General features: G+C 68.2%; 15 protein-coding genes and 1 tRNA gene. 9 read left to right on the top strand and 7 right to left on the bottom strand.

The features are described from left to right. Positions 1–210: 210 nt before the first annotated feature. Both N801_RS07450 and N801_RS07445 read right to left on the bottom strand, forming a co-directional pair. Complete coding sequence (locus tag N801_RS07450; RefSeq protein ID WP_211254683.1) at positions 211–807, bottom strand: DoxX family protein; 597 nt, start codon at positions 805–807, stop codon at positions 211–213. A gap of 146 nt (positions 808–953) precedes the next feature. After that, positions 954–1463, bottom strand: a complete 510-nt coding sequence (locus tag N801_RS07445) for a DUF4188 domain-containing protein (RefSeq protein ID WP_035935668.1) — start codon at positions 1461–1463, stop codon at positions 954–956. 107 nt (positions 1464–1570) lie between these two features. Here N801_RS07445 and N801_RS07440 point away from each other — a divergent pair, with 107 nt between their 5' ends. Beyond that, positions 1571–2203 (top strand): MerR family transcriptional regulator, encoded by a 633-nt coding sequence (locus N801_RS07440; RefSeq protein WP_035935665.1) that lies wholly within the window; start codon positions 1571–1573, stop codon positions 2201–2203. 265 nt (positions 2204–2468) lie between these two features. Here the strand turns inward: N801_RS07440 and N801_RS07435 are convergent, their stop codons facing one another. After that, entirely contained in the window at positions 2469–4973 is a 2505-nt protein-coding gene (locus N801_RS07435; protein WP_035935661.1) for a phosphoketolase family protein, read from the bottom strand. A gap of 108 nt (positions 4974–5081) precedes the next feature. Between N801_RS07435 and N801_RS07430 the strand changes: the two genes are divergently transcribed. From N801_RS07430 to N801_RS07415, 4 genes are all read left to right on the top strand, one after another. Then, complete coding sequence (locus tag N801_RS07430; RefSeq protein WP_035935658.1) at positions 5082–6203, top strand: NYN domain-containing protein; 1122 nt, start codon at positions 5082–5084, stop codon at positions 6201–6203. Continuing rightward, entirely contained in the window at positions 6200–7450 is a 1251-nt protein-coding gene (locus tag N801_RS07425) for a glycosyltransferase (protein WP_035935654.1), read from the top strand. The genes N801_RS07430 and N801_RS07425 overlap by 4 nt, the downstream gene beginning before the upstream one ends. A 66-nt stretch (positions 7451–7516) precedes the next feature. Continuing rightward, a tRNA-Leu gene (locus tag N801_RS07420) sits at positions 7517–7599 on the top strand. Between the two features lie 212 nt (positions 7600–7811). Further along, complete coding sequence (locus N801_RS07415) at positions 7812–8066, top strand: helix-turn-helix domain-containing protein (protein ID WP_035935649.1); 255 nt, start codon at positions 7812–7814, stop codon at positions 8064–8066. Positions 8067–8279: 213 nt separating this feature from the next. On the opposite strand, the gene N801_RS19655 is transcribed toward N801_RS07415, so the two are convergent. Beyond that, positions 8280–9404, bottom strand: coding sequence for a DUF4062 domain-containing protein (locus N801_RS19655; protein ID WP_052112728.1), 1125 nt, complete (start codon positions 9402–9404; stop codon positions 8280–8282). Positions 9405–10241: 837 nt separating this feature from the next. On the opposite strand from N801_RS19655, the gene N801_RS20165 reads away from it, so the two are divergent. Both N801_RS20165 and N801_RS20675 read left to right on the top strand, forming a co-directional pair. Then, positions 10242–11513, top strand: coding sequence for a 3'-5' exonuclease (locus N801_RS20165; RefSeq protein ID WP_169744224.1), 1272 nt, complete (start codon positions 10242–10244; stop codon positions 11511–11513). A gap of 220 nt (positions 11514–11733) precedes the next feature. Beyond that, on the top strand, positions 11734–12012 hold the full coding sequence (locus N801_RS20675) for a hypothetical protein (RefSeq protein WP_156996599.1): 279 nt from the start codon (positions 11734–11736) through the stop codon (positions 12010–12012). 40 nt (positions 12013–12052) lie between these two features. Here N801_RS20675 and merA read toward each other — a convergent pair whose 3' ends face one another. Continuing rightward, the gene (gene merA / locus N801_RS07390) at positions 12053–13453 is read right to left on the bottom strand and encodes a mercury(II) reductase (protein ID WP_035935771.1); all 1401 of its coding nucleotides are present in this window, start codon (positions 13451–13453) and stop codon (positions 12053–12055) included. A gap of 139 nt (positions 13454–13592) precedes the next feature. Between merA and N801_RS07385 the strand changes: the two genes are divergently transcribed. After that, positions 13593–13982, top strand: a complete 390-nt coding sequence (locus tag N801_RS07385) for a heavy metal-responsive transcriptional regulator (RefSeq protein ID WP_035935634.1) — start codon at positions 13593–13595, stop codon at positions 13980–13982. Positions 13983–14345: 363 nt separating this feature from the next. Here the strand turns inward: N801_RS07385 and N801_RS07380 are convergent, their stop codons facing one another. Both N801_RS07380 and N801_RS20670 read right to left on the bottom strand, forming a co-directional pair. Then, positions 14346–14798 (bottom strand): hypothetical protein, encoded by a 453-nt coding sequence (locus tag N801_RS07380; protein ID WP_035935631.1) that lies wholly within the window; start codon positions 14796–14798, stop codon positions 14346–14348. Further along, a complete protein-coding gene (locus N801_RS20670) occupies positions 14795–15205 on the bottom strand; it encodes a hypothetical protein (protein ID WP_156996597.1) in 411 nt (136 codons plus the stop codon). The genes N801_RS07380 and N801_RS20670 overlap by 4 nt, the downstream gene beginning before the upstream one ends. A gap of 777 nt (positions 15206–15982) precedes the next feature. Between N801_RS20670 and N801_RS07375 the strand changes: the two genes are divergently transcribed. Beyond that, entirely contained in the window at positions 15983–17146 is a 1164-nt protein-coding gene (locus N801_RS07375) for a YibE/F family protein (RefSeq protein ID WP_035935769.1), read from the top strand. The last annotated feature ends 81 nt before the right edge of the window (positions 17147–17227 follow it).

The raw sequence follows: 17227 nt of genomic DNA, 5'->3' as shown, positions 1-17227 counted from the left end.
CGGTCCTCGGGTCGGTCGCTCCGGCCGATGCTATCTGCCGGGGCTGTGGGGACTCGTGAGGCGAGCGCGAGTCGAGTGGTCACGACACCCCGTATGCCGTGTGCGCATCCGGGGTGTCGTGACCACTCGACGGGTCCTGCAGGGGCGGAGGTGGGGCGGGCATGAGTCGACCGCCGCACCGGAGGGGATGCGGCGGCCGGGTTCAGGGGGTCAGCGAAGGATGCTGTCGTTGCCGACGATCCTGCTCCACCAGCGGCCGAGGCCGAGCTTGTCACCGGAGAACGTGTAGGCGAGGACGATGAGCGCCAGCGCCTCGATCCAGTGGCTGTCGAAGATCGGGTTGGTGAAGCCCTCGCCGTCGCGGCCGATGGGGAACTCCGCGAAGTACATGAGGGCCATGAGCAGGGTGCCACCCCACGCGGCGATCTTCATGCCCGCTCCTGCGAGGAACGCGACGCCGATGCCGAGCAGGCCGAACATGAACAGCCAGTCCCAGACACCGCCGGCGAAGTTGGCGAAGAAGTCACCGAAGGGACCTTCCACGACCGCCGGGTTCTTCGTGAGGAAGCCCGTGGTCGGGGACCCGCCGTCGATCCAGGCGTTCTCGGCCGGCGTGCCGTAGCCGAGGCCGAAGAGCTTGTCGAGGAAGGGCCACAGGAAGGTGAAGCCGAGCACGTAGCGCAGTGCGACGAGCGCCCAGCGGGCGACCGGGTTGCGGACCACGTCCTCCATGTGGGTGATGCCGTCAGGCGTGTCGGTGCGTGTCTCCATGCCCCGGACCGCCTCGCTGTGCTTGGTGGTTGCCATGATGTCTACCTCCAATTGGTAGGTGGTCGGGGGGACGTTCCCTCCGGTACCTACGACGTTAGGAGCACTGCGAGAGACGCGGATGGGACCTATGTCCTGACTTGCGGGGGCACGTCAGTGACCTGCGTCACCGCCCGTGCGGCTCGTCAGGCCACGCGCGAGCCGAGACGCTCGCTGGCGCTGCGGCCGCGGCGCTCGACGGGGACTGTGCCGACGACTCCGCCGAGGCCGATCCCCTCGGCGCCGCCGTAGATCGTCTCCACCCCGCCCGCGCGGACGGCATACGTCTCGTGCCAGATGCCGACGGCCCCGGGACCCTTCCGAACCGCCTGGTTGAAGGCCCGCCAGGCCGGGAGGTGGGCGTGGTCGGTCGCGCTCGCGTAGGCGTAGAGCTGCTCGGTCGAGCGCCACCACTGCACGACGAGCGGCCCTCTGGCGCCGAGGTACTGGCGTGCCCCGAGGAAGCCGAGGTCCTCGGCCTCGCCCCGGGCGGCGGCGACCTTGTTGCGCTCCAGCTCGGCGAGCATCTTCGGCATCGCGGTGAAGACGGGCATCCAGAGGTCCGGGCGGTGCGGCTTGCGGAAGGTCATGCCGATGTGGAAGACGACGAGGTCGCCGTCGAAGGTGTGTGTCGTGCGGGTGTACGGCGCGGACATGGTCGCTCCTTTGGGATAGTGGAACTATCTGATCCTGCTCATTTTGGGGAGCGTTACTATCCAATGTCAAGGGGTTCCCGTGTCGAACCGAAACGTGGAGGTGTGCCGTGCGGCTGGCCGAGCTGTCCGACGCCACCGGTGTCGCCGTCGCGACGCTGAAGTACTACCAGCGCGAGGGCCTGCTGCACCCCGGCCGGGCGCTGTCCCGGACGCAGGCGGACTACGACGCGACGCACGTCGAGCGGGTGCGCCTCGTGCGGGCGCTCACCGAGGTCGGGGGGATGTCCCTCGCGCGCGTCAAGCGGGTGGTCGACGTCCTCGCCTCTCCGGGTGAGGACCGACTGCACGTGCTCGAGGCGGCCCAGCGGACCCTCGCCGGGGACGGGACCGGCGTCCCTGCGTGCGACGACGACGTCGTCGTGCCGCGGGGCCGGGTCCACGAGTGGATGGACCGCCGCGGGTGGGAGGTCGACCCCGCGGACCCGTTCATCGAGGACCTCGAGCGCGCCTGGGCCGCCTGCGACTCCGTCGGCATCGGGCTCGACGAGGAGCGGATGGACCGCTACGCCGACCACATGGAGGGGGTGGCCGACGTCGACGTGCGGTCGGTGCCCAGCGAGGCGGAGGCCGCCGTGCGGCACGTCGTCCTCGGCACCGTCCTCGTCGACCCCGTCCTCGTGGCCCTGCGCCGGCTCGCGCAGCAGCACGTCTCCCGCACGATCGAGCGCACCCGCCCCTGACCCGTCCCCGCGCCCGGAGCCTGACCCCCGACTCATTGCGCACACCGCCCAGCCCAGCCCGGCGGCGGGGGCCCCAGATCTGTTCCTGTTGCGCAATAAGTCGGGGGAGGGTGAGCTTTTCGCCCGGTCCGCCAGGCGCCCAACCTCCCACCTGGTAGGGCGCACCGGCCAGGCCCGACTTATTGCGCACACCGCCCAGCCCAGCCCGGCGGCGGGGGACCCAGATCTGTTCCTGTGGGGCAATCAGTCGGGGGTGGGGAACTGGTCACTCGTTGTCGCCGCCGGTCTCCGCGACCCGGGTCGCGTTCGGTCCACCCTCGGACGTCCCGGTCTCGCCCGCGTCGGACCAGACCCAGTCCCGTACCTCCGGGATGTCCTCACCGTGGGTGACGGCATACGCCCGCGCCTCGAATCGCTTGTCCTGCATGCGTTGCCGCAGCCCCGCCGCGCGTGACCCCAGGCTCGGCACGCGGTCGATGACGTCGATGACGAGGTGGTAGCGGTCGAGGTCGTTGAGCATCACCATGTCGAAGGGGGTCGTGGTCGTCCCCTCCTCCTTGTAGCCGCGCACGTGCAGGTTGTCGTGCCCGGTGCGGCGGTAGGTCAGGCGGTGGATGAGCCAGGGATAGCCGTGGTACGCGAAGATCACCGGCTTGTCCGGCGTGAAGATCCCGTCGAAGTCGCGGTTGCTCAGCCCGTGCGGGTGCTCGACCTCGTCCTGCAGGCGCATGAGGTCGACGACGTTGACGACACGCACGCGCAGTTCGGGAAGGTTCTCCTTCAACAGGTGCACGGCGGCCATGACCTCGACCGTCGGGACGTCGCCGGCGCAGGCGAGGACGACGTCGCACTCCGCCGACGCGCCCTCGGTGCCGGCCCACTCCCAGATGCCGAGGCCGCGCGTGCAGTGCAGGATCGCCTCGTCCATCGGGAGCCAGGTCGGCCCGGGCTGCTTGCCGGCGACGACGACGTTGACGTACTGGTCGGTGCGCAGCAGGTGGTCCCACGTCGACAGCAGGGTGTTGGCGTCCGGCGGCAGGTACACCCGGATGATGTCGGCCTTCTTGTTGACGACGTGGTCGATGAAGCCCGGGTCCTGGTGGCTGAAGCCGTTGTGGTCCTGGCGCCACACGTGCGAGCTGAGGAGGTAGTTGAGCGAGGCGATCGGGCTGCGCCACTGGATGTCGTTGGTGACCTTGAGCCACTTGGCGTGCTGGTTGAACATCGAGTCGACGAGGTGGATGAACGCCTCGTAGCTGCTCATCATCCCGTGCCGCCCGGTGAGGAGGTAGCCCTCGAGCCAGCCCTGGCACTGGTGCTCGCTGAGCATCTCGAGGACCTTGCCCACCCGGGCCATCGGCTCGCCCTCGTCCAACGGCTCGTATGCCGCGTTCCACTGCTTCGGGGTGACGTCGAAGACCCCGCCCAGCCGGTTCGACGCGGTCTCGTCGGGCCCGAAGATGCGGAAGTTGTGGGGGTTGGCGCGCATCACCTCGGCGAGCCAGTTGCCGAGGACGCGGGTGGCCTCGGCGGTGGCGCCGCCGGGCACGTCGACCGGCACGGCGAAGTCGCGGAAGTCGGGCAGCCGGAGCGGACGCTTGAGGAGCCCGCCGTTGGCGTGCGGGTTCGCGCCCATCCGGAGCTGGCCCTCGGGCGCCAGCGACGCGATGTCCTCGTCGAGCCGCCCGGCGTCGTCGAAGAGCTCGTGCGCGGCATACGACTGGAGCCAGTCCTCGAGGTTCTGGAGGTGCTCGTCGGTGTCGCGGGCGCTCGCGAGCGGCACCTGGTGGCTGCGCCAGTGCCCCTCGGTGACCTTGCCGTCGATGGTCTTGGGGCCGGTCCAGCCCTTGGGGTGCTCGAAGACGATCATCGGCCAGCGGGGCCGCTCCACCTCGTCGGCGCCGACCTTCGCCGCGTCGGCCTTGATCGCGGCGATGTGGTCCATGACCTCGTCGAGCAGCTCGGCGAAGCGGCGGTGGTAGGCCTCGGGTGCCTCGTCGTCGAACCCGGCCTTGAAGAAGTACGGCGTGTGGCCGTAGCCGACCATGAGCGACTCGAGCTCGTCGTGGCTGATCCGGGCGAGGACGGTCGGGTTGGCGATCTTGTAGCCGTTGAGGTGCAGGACCGGCAGGACGACGCCGTCGGTGGCGGGGTTGGCGAACTTGTTGGCGTGCCAGCTCGTCGCGAGCGGGCCGGTCTCGGCCTCGCCGTCGCCGACGACGGCGAAGACGAGGAGGTCCGGGTTGTCGAGCGCCGCGCCGTACGCGTGCGAGAGGGCGTAGCCGAGCTCGCCGCCCTCGTGGATGGAGCCGGGGGTTTCCGGGGCGACGTGCGAGGGGATGCCGCCGGGGAAGCTGAACTGCCTGAACAAGCGCTTGATGCCGGGCTCGTCCGGCGTGATGTCGTGGTACGTCTCGCTGTACGTGCCCTCGAGGTAGGTGTTGGCCACGAGCCCCGGGCCGCCGTGGCCGGGTCCGGTGATGTAGATCGTCGGCTGCTTGCGCTCGTCGATGACCCGGTTGAGGTGGGCGTAGAGGAAGTTGAGCCCCGGGGTCGTCCCCCAGTGGCCGAGCAGGCGCGGCTTGACGTGGTCCCGGTGCAGCGGCTCGCGCAGCAGCGGGTTGTCGAGCAGGTAGATCTGGCCCACGGAGAGGTAGTTGGCCGCCCGCCACCAGCGGTGGATGCGGTCGACGGTGGCGGCGTCGAGCTGGCCGGCGCCGCTGTCCCTCCGCGCCTGCCAGAGGGGGGTGGGGTCGGGCCTGGAGCTCATCCTGCGGGTCCTCTCGTGGGGCGGACACACCTGCCGTGCCCACGATAGTGACGAGCGCTCCGTCGCGGTGTGGCTTCGCCGCGGTCGGGTGGCTGAGAGAGTTGGGCCATGAGGTCCTGGTGCGCGGTCTACGTCGATGTCGGCTACCTCCTCGCGTCGGCCGCGACCAGGGTCACCGGATCCTCGCTGCGCAGCAGCGTCGAGGTCGACTACCCGGGGCTCATCGCCGCGCTCGTGCAACAGGTCGAGGCCGACTCGGGGCTGCCCGTGCTGCGCGTCAACTGGTACGACTCGGGCGCCCGGCCCGGGGGCCAGCCCGACCACCACCAGGACCAGATCGGACTCCTGCCGCAGGTCAAGCTCCGTCTCGGGCGGTTGTCGTATGCCGGCGAGCAGAAGGGCGTCGACGTGCGCCTCGGTCTCGACCTCGCCCTCCAGGGCCGGTCGCGCGTCGCCGACGTCGTCTACCTCGTCTCCGGGGACGACGACCTCACCGAGGCGGTCGAGGAGGCGCAGGGCGCCGGCGTCCAGGTGAAGCTGCTCTCCGTCCCCGGGGTCAACGGCCTCTCCCACGCCGTGTCCAAGCACCTGCGCCGCGCGGCCGACAGCGAGCTGCTCGTCGACACCGAGACGATCGACACGTGCGTGCGCTCCCGGGCCCTGCCGCCCGGGCTGGTGCCGACGACGGGCGACGGCGAGGAGGCCGTCCAGGCGCCGGAGGTCGCACCGGAGCCCTCGAGCGAGGCCGACCTCGACCTCGACCTCGACGTCGAGCTCGACCCCGACCTCGACGAGCCGGTGCCCGATTCCATTGAGCCAGAACCGGTTCCGGTGGCAGGCACGAGTGAGGCGGCCGACGAGACCGTCCCGGAGAGCGAGCCGTCCGGCACGCCCGTGCTGTCGCCGTCCCCCTCCATCTTCGGGCAGCGGCGGGCCACCGAGCTCGTGCTGCCGCCGCCGCCGGGTTGGTCGGCGAGCGCCGGCGGCGAGGTCGGCGTGGCGCTCTTCGACGCGGTCGCGTATGCCGTCGTGTCGTCGTGGTGCCGCACCGCGACGCCCGCGTCGCTCGCCGACCTGCGCGGCTCGCGTCCGGCCATCCCCGGCGAGCTCGACCGCGCCCTGCTGCTCGACCTGGCGAGCCGGTCGGGCGGCGACGACATCGACGACGCCGGCCGGCACCAGGTGAGGGAGCGCTTCTGGCACCACGTCGGGCGGATCCGCCTGTCGTGAAGGTCAACGTCCTCGCGGCCGGGTCGCGTGGCGACGTGCAGCCGATGGTCGCGCTCGGTGTCGGGCTCGCCCGCGCCGGGCACGCGGTGACGATCTGTGCCGGCGACGACTTCGAGGACCTGGTGACCCGTCACGGGCTGGGCTTCGTCCCGGCCGGGCTGCGGATCGAGGAGCTCATCGGCTCCGAGCTCGGCGTCGCGTGGCTGGGGCACTCGAGCAGCAACCCGTTCCTCGAGCTTCGTGCGCTCAAGCGCTTCGTGCGCCTCAGCGTCGAAGAGTATGCCGGCGCCTTCCTCCCGCTCGCGGGCTCGGCGGACCTCTGGCTCAGCGGGCTGCTCACGCTCCACGCCGCGGACGCCCTCGCCTCGGTCGGCGGTGGGCGCCACGTCGTGGCCGAGTTCGCCCCGATGCGGCCGACCCGCCTCGGGGCGTCGGGACTGCAGCCGGTGCTGCCCGGGCGGTCCTCGTGGCTCAACCACGTCGCCGGACGGTCGCTGCTCGAGGTCGTGGGGTCGGTGTTCTCCCCGCCGGGTGACGAGGTGCGGGCCGAGCTGGGGCTGGCGCCGACCGGCCGCCGCGGCGTCCTCGACGCGATCCGGCGGACGCCGGGGCTGCTTGCCGCGTCGCCGCTCGTCGTCCCTCCGGCGCCCGACTGGCGCGACAACCCCGAGGTGACCGGCTACTGGTTCCTTGACGACGAGGTGACGGCGGTCGCGGACCCCGAGCTGACGGCATACGTCGAAGGGGGTTCGCGTCCCGCGTACGTCGGGTTCGGGTCGATGTCGACGCGCGACGCCGACCGGATGAGCCGGCTGGTCGCGGACGCCGCCCGGGCCGCCCGGGTCCGGGTCGTGCTCCACCGCGGGTCGGCGGGGCTGGGGTCGCTCGACGACGAGTGGGTGCGCGACGTCGGGGACGTGCCGCACGGGTGGCTGCTCCCGCGGATGGCGGGCGTCGTCCACCACGGCGGGGCGGGCACGACCGGTGCGGCGCTGCGGGCGGGGGTGCCGCAGGCGGTCGTGGCGCACATCGGTGACCAGCCGTACTGGGGGCGACGGGTGTGGGAGATCGGGGTGGCGGCCCGGCCGATCCGTCGGCACGAGCTGACGCCCGGGTGGCTGACGGAGGTGCTGCGCGGGTTCGCGCGGGGTGAGTGCGCGGCGCGTGCGGCGGCGGTCGGTGTGCAGGTGCGGGGCGAGGACGGTGTCGGGCGGGCGGTGTCCCTCCTCACGGCGGAGGTTCGGTAGTCCGCCCCGTGGGGGGCCGCGGTTTGGAGGCGGGTGGGTGCGTGCGGCACACTGGTCCAGTTCCCAGCGCAAGTGGCGGAACGGCAGACGCGCTGCGTTCAGGTCGCAGTGTCCGAAAGGGCGTGGGGGTTCAAATCCCCCCTTGCGCACATTGGGTGGTTCAGGTAACTCTGATCCATCAGTTCAGGTAATTCCGCAGGTCTCTGACCTGCGGAATTACCTGCATCTGGGCCCTCTCTCTTGGTGGTTCGGGCGAAACGGAGGATCGAGTGTTGTTACGTCTCAAATCTCTGCTGAGCCCGTCCGGCCGTCCAGCGCCGGACCTGTCGGTCCTCCCGTGCACGCTGGGCATGTGACCTTGATGCCACTGAATCCTGAACTGGAGCGAGCGCGTCATGACGCGCTTGTTGCCCTGGGCGGCCGGGTGCGCGAACTCCGGCTGGCGAAGTCCATGACGCAGCAGCAGTTGGCCGATGCCACAGGGATGCACCGCGTCAGCATCAACAAGATGGAACACGGCCAGTTGGACGTGGGAGTGAGCAACGTGACGGCGCTCGCGTCGGCCCTCGGGGTAGACGCCAACGAGTTGTTCTCGAAAGGCCCAACGTCAGCCTGAACTAGGTGGGGGGACTGACGGCCGAGCGGTGGCGCCTGAACGTGCGCAGGTGGTGTATTTCGATGCCCGCGAACGAAGAGGTGGATGCTATGGGGTGGGCGTCCGTCCTCACGGGCCATTGAGGCCTTACCCCTCTGTCACGCCGAGCGCCGAGTAGCGGTCGACCGGGATCAGACCGAGCCGTTGGTGCCCACGGCTCGGTCCGATCACGCTTCAGCGCTGACCGCTGCGGAGGGCGTGGACGAGGCGGGCTGCGAGGTCGCGGGCAACCTCATGCAGGTGAGGCGCGAGTGATGTGCTGGCGATCTGGTCGGCGGGCTCGGCCCGCAGGACCGCGTCCCGTCCGAAGCCCATGAGTCCGGACGTCCGGGTGCCTACCCCATGCGGATCGCCCTCGGCTACCGAATCGGCCGGGTCGATGGCTGCCGCCACCGCGATGTTCGCGGATCCAGGTAGGTACGGGGTGAGGTGCCGCAGAAGGACGGTCAACCGCTGTACGAGGTCCGTTTCGTTGATGAGCGATCCGAGCATGTCGCGCGGGAGCGCTTGGAAGGCGCTAAGGGCTCCATCACGTCGGATGTAGACACCGGCGAAGGGATCAGTCGTGACGTCGTTCCAGCCGCTGCGGTGATTTGGATCGTTGCGAACAGCCCAGGCATTCTCAGTGTCGGCGTTGATGTCGAGTGCGTCGCCATGTCCGAAGAAGCCCTGCTGTCGGGCGTCGGTGGCTAGGCGGGTGGCCAGGTCGCTCAGCGCTGCAACCGGCCGAAGGGTGGTCTGCTCGATCGGCAACACGTGAACTTCCAAGACAGCGATGCTGTCTCGGACTTGCGGCAACGACGGTCGCGCACGACGCCACGGCACCTGCACGGGGCCTGACAGAGGGTGCTGAGCAAACGGCGGCGTCGGTGGCCTATGTCCTTGGAGTGCCTTGGTGACCGCGACGCCGAGTTCCGCGTTGTCTGTGAACTCAGTCCAGAATCGACCCTCCTGATAGTTCCCGACTCGTGCAAGGAACGCCTCCTGCTGCGCGTCGGGAGTGGCGTCTCGCTTCCGGAACACATAGATGGGCAGGCCGCGCCCGGTGGCGGTGTTGAACTCCTCCTCTGTCGCGGAAAGCCCAGAGTCACCCATCTCGCCGCCATAGGTGGGACCGAGGAGCAGTAGGTACACGTCGGCCTCTTGGACGCCACCCAAGCAGGCTCCCCGACTCGTGAGGTCTTGTGCTCCGAAGTCCTCGAAGCGCAGGGGCTGGTGCCCGAGTGCGCGGATCAAGTCAGGCAGGTAGTCGCGCTCGTCTTCGAGCCCACGCCGGACCGATGAGATGAACACCTTCATGAGGACCCCTATCCACAGAGCAGGGTGATCGCACCCTGCCGCTTCCACTCGGACATGTTTCGAGGTAGAGCGTCCTCGGCCATCCTGGTGAGGTCGTCTCCGTCGATGCGCCACAGGCAACGACACTGTTCGCACAGGATGTCTCCGGACCCGTCCTTGGGAACGCCCCCGTGGTTGTCGTGGTCGCAACGCAGAAAGTCGGGGACACCTCGGCGGACCGGGATGCACATCATGAGCGCATAGCCGCACCGGCGGCACTCCAGGCGGCATTTCACTGCCTGCGGATTCCTACTCATTCCAACTCCCGTTGATCGGAGCACCCGACGGCCACGCGAGCGCACTGGCCCTCTAGAACGTACGTCGTAGCACCGACAGTCAGGGATGCCTAGCCAGGGTGCTGAGGGTGTCAACGGGCGCCCGGCGCCGTGTGACGCAGGGCCATCCGGCTTTTGGCTTGATGCCCATTTCGCTGGGAGAAGAATGCGGTGCCCCGTCGTGCGGCTCTGAGAGTGGTCGGGATTCCGACCGCCTGCTTTACTCCGGAGCCCTCGGCAGTGTGAGGTAACTTGCGGCCATTGGCCGCTGCTTTCCTACGACTCGGCGCCTCCTGTGTCCAATTTCACGGCGGCTTGTCGCTCTTTCTGGTTCACTTCCGCGGGTAAGTGACGTCTGCCGAGGTCACAGGGGGTTGCGCGAAGCATGGGCGTGTTTAAGGAGGCAGTTCGGCGTCTGCTCGGCCACTCTGAGACCGCGAAGGGTCCCGCCGGACGAAGTGCATCGCCGTTTCAGTCGCCCGCGGCTGCTGCACTGTCCTCATGGCCACGGACCGGCTACGCCGTGATTGACGTTGAGACCACGGGGCTGTCGCCGCGAAGTGATCGCGTCATCGAGGTCGGCGTCGTCTTGCTCGACCGCCACGGAAAGTTCGAACACGAGTGGGTCAGCCGTCTCAATCCGCAACGACCTGTTGGGGCGACGCACATCCACGGGATCACGGACGCCGACGTGGCGCAGGCGCCTGTCTTCGAGGCGGTCGTTCCCCACCTCGCAGGACTCCTCCATGGGCGCGCCTTGGTAGCCCACAACGCGCGCTTCGACTCATCCTTCATGAAGTTCGAGTTCGGCCGCGCGAACTGGTCATGGCCCAGCGTGCCGATGCTGTGCACTCTTGATGCCTCTTGGCACTACCTGCCTCACCTGGACCGTCGTCGTCTCAGTGACTGCTGCTGGGCAGCCGGACTTAAGGTGGACGGGGGCCACTCGGCACTCGTTGACGCACGGGCTACTGCCAATCTCTTGGCCCACTACCTACACCCCGGCGTGCCGCCGACCGCGCTCCAAGAGCACCGCGCGGTCGTCGGACAAGCCACCCGCGTGCTCTGGCCGACGGGCGCGGGAATGGGTCGGATTGCAGACCCCAGCGCTCCTGCCAAGTTGATGCCCCGAACTATCCCGCGCTACATGTATCCACAGGCGAGGCGACGGTGTCAGTGTCCGCCCCTACCGTGTCGACGCACATCGAGGCCGGGTCGACCGAGCGGGGCCTCTCATCAAAGGAGGTGGGACATGCGCGACATGATCTGGCTGGTTCGCGAGGGGCAAGCGCTGGTGGGTGCCTTCGCGATGAGGACGGACGCCGAGCGCCGGGCAGCCGAGGCTCGGGCCGAGCAAGGGCGTGACGGCGAACCGGAGGGCTGGGCCGTTCGGGTCGAGCCGTGGACTATCACGCCACCGAGCGGACTGCCTCCGTTCGAGGAGGCGGGGAGGCAGCACGAGGCGATCCTCGAACAGATGGACCGCGAGTGGGGTCTGCTGGAGATCGCGCCGATGGGGACCGCTCATTTCTTCCACCTGGACACCTACCTGCTCGTTCCGTATCGGAACAGGCTGGTCGTCCCGGCCTTCCAGTTCGACCAGTGGCGGCAGTTGTGGCCAGGCTTCCGGGACGTCCTCAAGGTCTTCCGGGACTCTGGATGGGACGAGTTCTCGATCACGGCGTGGTTCGTCAGCCACCAAGGCTCAGCCGACGGTGACGTTCCGGCCCTCCTCATCCGTGACGAGCCCGAGCGGGTGCTCGACGCGGCCCGCATCAGCGCGGCCGACCGATAGACGAACACACGGCAGAGACGGAGTGTGACCCCAGCGGCAGCCGAGGTGACCAGTTAGGTTGCCCGGTGATCATCGAAGAACTCGACTGGCGGATTCCCCCTGAAGACCTTTGGCCCCACGACCTCGTTGTCCGGTACGTCCACGGTGACCCCGACGAAACCTGCGACGTCGCGTGCCGACAGTGCAGCGGAGACCCGGAGACCCTTGGACCGTTGCCCTCTTGGACACCCTTGAGAATCGTGCCGTGGTCCGTGGCGAACGCGTCGAAAACTACGAGTTCGCGTCGTTGGAGGGCATCGTCGCTGCGGCGGCTAAGCACCTTGAGGCACTCAGCGCAGACTTCCCGCGCTTCGACCCCGAGCACGTCCGTGCCAGCGGATTAGTGGCGGTGCAAGCCAACAACGCACTTCCTGGCCTTGAAGCCCTCGTTGAGGGGCGAACCGACTGCAGCGCAGCCGGAGTGAACCTGGAAGGCGGAGATCCCGTTCCGGGTCCGTAGTCCAAGGACCGACAGTGCCGCCGCAAGTACGGCGGCGGGGTCAGGCGCAGCAGGAGGTGGGCATGTCGCCCCGGAACAGCCCAGCGGCCAATCGCAGGCTCTCAGACGTGGTCAGGTAGGGAGCCCACGTGTCAGCGAGGTCATCGACCGTCATTCCGGACTTGATGGCGTAGGTCGCGGCCAGCATGATCTCGCCTGCCCCGTCCGCCACTGCGTGGACCCCCAGGACCCTGCCGGTTAAGGCATCGGCGATGACCTTGATCGCCCCTCGGGTGTCGCGGTTGACCAGCGCACGGGGCACGTCTTCTAGGGACAGGGTGCGGCAGGCGCACGAGTAGCCCTGCTCGATGGCTTGGTGTTCGGTCAGCCCGGCTGAGGCGAGTTGGGGCCGGGTGAACGTCACGGCAGGCATGCCGGTGTAGTCCACCGAGCCCTGCGCGCCGTCGGGGGTCTCGTCGAGCGCGTTACTGGCGGCGACCCGCCCCGAGGCAGCGGCGACGTAGACGAACTGCGGGGTCCCGGCCACGTCCCCGGCAGCAAAGACACGCGGGTTGCTGGTGCGTTGGTGGGCGTCGATGCGGATGAAGCCCCGCTCGTCAGTCTCGACCCCGGCACCGGCCAAGTTCATCGCATCGGTCTCAGACCGTCGACCGGTCGCCACCAGGAGCCGCTGCGCGGTCACTTCACTGCCGTCAGCCGCAGTCACCATGACTTGCCCGTCGTCAGTGGTCCGAACGCTCAGCGCCCGGTGCTCGATCACAGTGATGCCGTCCTCGGAGAACACTTCAGCCATCACGTCGCGCAGTTCGTCCTCGGCTTTCGGGGCCAACCGTCCCACGATGGTGACCTTCGCGCCCAGGTGGGCGAACAACTGGGCCTGCTCCATGCCCACGTACCCGCCACCGACGACCACCAACGACTCCGGCAGGGCGTCGAGATCCATCGCAGTCGTCGAGGTCAGGTACTCCACATCCTCGACACCGGAGATACCGGCAACCGATGGTTGGGAGCCTGATGCGATGACGTAGGCGCGGGCCCGCAACGGCTTGCCGTCCACGGTCAACACCTCGCCATCGGTGAACCGGGCCTCACCGGCCATGACGGGGAAGTCCCACGCCTCGGCCACCTCCGCGTACTTGTGCTCGCGCAACCGATGGATGAGTTCGTCCTTCTGCGCCACCAGAGCACCGAGGTCCACCCGGCTCGCTGAGGTCGGCGCACCGGCAAACGGGTTCGTCAACGCTGCGTGCCGGTGCCCGGCCGCCGCCAGGAGCGTCTTTGACGGCACACATCCGACGTTGACGCACGTCCCGCCCAAGGTGCCCCGCTCGATGAGAACGACGCTGCGCCCCGCTTTCCGGGCCGTGATACCTGCCGCCATGGCTGCTCCACCGGACCCGATGACGGCTAGGTCCACGTCATACTCACCGCTGCTCTCGATCAGGATGGCGTCAGTGCTGCTGTCGTCCGTTGATGCGGTCACGGTTGAGTCCTTCGGTTGCGTCGCGTGCGGTGACCAGACAACGATGGACCTTCCACCGCACTGGAAGGTCAAGTGCGAACGACGAGAGAGTTCAGGCATGCGTATCGGAGAACTGGCCGCAGCAACCGGCACGTCCACTAAGGCGCTGCGCTTCTACGAGGACAGCGGCCTGTTGCCGCCTGCGAACCGGACGGGCAGCGGATACCGGGACTACGAGGACGACGCGATCGACCGGCTCAACTTCGTTCGCAGAGGCCGCGCAGCCGGACTGACTTTGAAGCAGATACGCGAAGTCATCGACATCCGTGAGTCGGGCACCGCGCCCTGCGGGCACGTGCAGGACCTGCTCAACACCCGCATCGCCGACCTCGATCGCCAGATATCTGACCTGCGAACCCTGCGTGACACCGTGGTCCACCTGCGCGACGGCGCGGCCAACGCGAATCCTGCCGACTGCCGCGCCGAAGACGTATGCCGTTACCTGTGATGGCCACACTTAGGTCGACGGGCCTTTCGACTTGCCCCAGAACACCCGTGGAAGCCGGACCCGGCCGTTGGCCTGTTCCGGTGCTTCTTCCTGCATAGGGGAGGCGAAGGTGTCTGCGTCGACACTGGCCCTAGACCGACGGCGGTGGGAGCGCCGACCTACTTGACGAAGGGGCGGGTGTCATCCGGCCAGTTGGTCCGGTGGCCTCGCGGGAACACCCACCGGAAGGCGCTCATTCCGGGCTTCTTGCACCAGCAGTCGGCCGCGCACCCACACTTGCGCAAGCCCATTGCCTCGGCCAACCGGGTCATCAACGCGGCGAACAGGTAGAGCCCGGCCAGGCGTGCGCCGAGTGCGATGCGCTCAGATGCCGGTCTTCGGCAGGGTGATGACACTGGTCGCACGTCCAAACAGGCGCCTAGCAACGCTGTCCGGGGCGAGGGTGAGCACTGTGATCGTGCAGGCTGCGGGGAGTCGCGCGAAGTCCCCGTCGTTGCTGGCCAAGAAGAAGCGAGAGACTCCTGCGGCCGCGAGGCCATTGGCGCGCTCCAGCAGCAGGTGATCCGCTCCTTGGCGGCGAGTGCCGCCGCTTAGGACCGTGATGCCGAATGGCCCCAACAGTCCGCGGTGCTGAAGCCACGTCCGACGGTGACAGGCCGCGTAAAGATGGTCCGTTGCAGCGCAGATCTGCAAGATCGTTCGGGCCAACCGCTCGTTGCCTTCGCGACCAAGGGTGACGTTGTCCAGGTCCCAGAGCAGGGCGTGGTCCGCGGCCTGTCGAGGGGAGGCTCTCGGCGCGGGAGCCACGTCCGTCATGACTGACCGTCGTTCTCACCAGATCTCCAGGGTCCATCACCGTTCTGACGGCCGGTTTCCGCCGGTGGAGCAAAGCCCGTGGCCCGTTCCCAAGCGCAGAAGGCTCGGATAGTCATAGCGGCGTCACGCCGTTGCGCCTCGACTTGTGCTGGGGTGAACCCGGTCGCGGCCGAGTCCGCTTCCTGCATGCGTGTGAGTGTCTCGTGGGACCGAAGGACTGCCCCGGCCAGCATCGCGTGAATGTATGCGCCGTTCAGCGGAGCCTGCAGCGTCCGTTCGAGTGCCAATGGGAGCGTCTGCTCGGAGCCGTTGTCGGCGTCGTCCCACAGAGAGCGCAGTGTGGCCACGATCGCTGTGATCGAGGCTTCGTCGAGGTCTGTGATGTCGGCGAGGGTGCGTGCCAGCATGTAGTGAGCGGCTTGGGCCGTCAGGTGCGATTCGGACGCTGCAGGATGCAGGGCTACCAGGAGGCGGAGTGCGTCCAGCCGCTCTGGCGCTAGACGTGCGCTCCAGGGTTCTACTGTCATGAGCGTTCCGGCGTGTCGAAGCCTGGCGCTGAGCCAGCGGGCGATGGCGGCTCGACCGTCGAACGGGGCGTTCGTGCAACACGCTGACAAGGGCCGCTGGCGGGCGCCCGGGGGTCGCACTTCAAGAAGTCGGTGGTGGGCATCGCCTTCCTGCTTGGCGATGGGGTGTTCGGATAGGGCGCGGCGGGTTGGGATTGGGCAGGTGGGCGCGTCGACGCTCGTTTTGATCCGAGCGGTACTACGCCCACGAGGTTCAGCCCGTAACCGTGAAGTGACATGGTTCTCGCTCCAGAGGTGTAGTGCATTGACTACATGCAAGCATGAGGCCGCGTCACCTGTCCACCCACCCGAGCATCGGCCTCGAAAGCCGTGGCTGACTCGCCTCCACCCTCATTGGCGAGCGAGGGGCGCTCGAAAGGACGTCTTCGGCGTCACCGAACTCACTTCACTTCCGCTCGACGCCGCGCCCTGAACGGTGCTTGTGGTCACCCTGGGCGCAGCGTCATCAGGCACGTGACTGCCCAGCCATGAAGATTCCACGAAGATCCGAGCCGGGAAGGCTCTTGCACGACCGGTACCAGTCAGCGCGCCTCTAGCATCGACCCGGCCGACGCCCTGAACCTGGACCGGCACCGATCCTTCAAGGAGCCAATGCCCATGGGTGCACACCACGCACGTCGCAGACAGGGCGACTCGGCCTCGATGCGGGCGCTGGCCATCGCCGTGATCTTGCCCATTGCCCTCACCACTCTCGCCGCCATCATCTGGCTCTGGCCCTCTGGCGAGGCCATCAATCCGGAACAAGCGGCCCAAGGCGAGCAAACAAATGGTCGTGTCGTTGCCGTCGAGACCGGGCCATGCCCGGAGGGTCAGCCCGGCACTGATCGGTGCGGCACGGTGCAGGTTCGGCTCACTGAGGGGTCCAAGGGTGACGTCATCGAGGCCCCACTGCCCACGGGGCCTGGTGCGCCCCCCATCCGAGAGGGCGAGGACGTGGTTCTCCTGCGTCTTTCCTCCCCCGAGGGGGGTGAGTACGCGGTCGTGGACCACCAGCGCGAAAGACCGCTCTGGGTCCTCGCCATTGCGTTCGCCCTTGCCCTCGTAGCCTTCGCTCGATGGCGCGGAGTGTCCGCTCTGGCAGGGCTCGTCGTGACGTTCGCGCTGCTCGTCTACTTCGTGGTCCCAGCCATCCTCGGCGGGGAGTCGCCGCTCCTCGTGGCCATCGTCGGTTCCGCCGCGATCATGCTCATCGTGCTCTACCTGACACACGGATTCTCACTCTCGACCACTGTGGCCGTGCTGGGAACGCTCATCAGCCTGACCCTGACAGGGGTGATCTCGTCGGCCACAGTCTCGGCCATGCACCTCACCGGCATGACCGACGACATCTCGACGTCCGTTGGGCTCTCTTTGCAGATCAACATGCAGGGGCTGCTGCTCGCTGGCATCGTCATCGGGTCACTAGGGGTCCTGGACGACGTCACGGTCACTCAGGCCGCGACCGTCACCGAACTCGCCGAGGCAAACCCGGCCTACGGCTTCAAGGACCTGTACCGCGCCGCTGAGCGCGTCGGACGGTCCCACATCGCCTCCGTCGTGAACACGATCGTTCTCGCGTATGCCGGTTCGTCGTTGCCGCTGCTGATCCTCATCGTTGCTGGCGGTGATTCATTGGGCGGGAGTGTTACGGACCAGGTGATCGCGCAGGAGATTGCCCGAAGTGTTGTCGGCACTCTGGGGCTGATCGCGGCCGTGCCGGTGACGACGGTGCTCGCCGCTTGGACGCAACAGCGGGTGCTGCAGGGTTCCCGGCACGCCTGATCCCGCTGGGCTTCCCCGTTTCTGCGCGTCGTACGAGATCGACGTGCGTGCCTGGAGATGCCTTGCGTACGGCCGGGCTTG

Origin of the sequence: Knoellia aerolata DSM 18566 (assembly GCF_000768695.1) — a bacterium.
Taxonomy (GTDB): Bacteria; Actinomycetota; Actinomycetes; order Actinomycetales; family Dermatophilaceae; genus Knoellia; species Knoellia aerolata.
The sequence above is the reverse complement of the archived record's forward strand: the minus strand, read 5'-3'. Positions and strand labels throughout refer to the sequence as shown.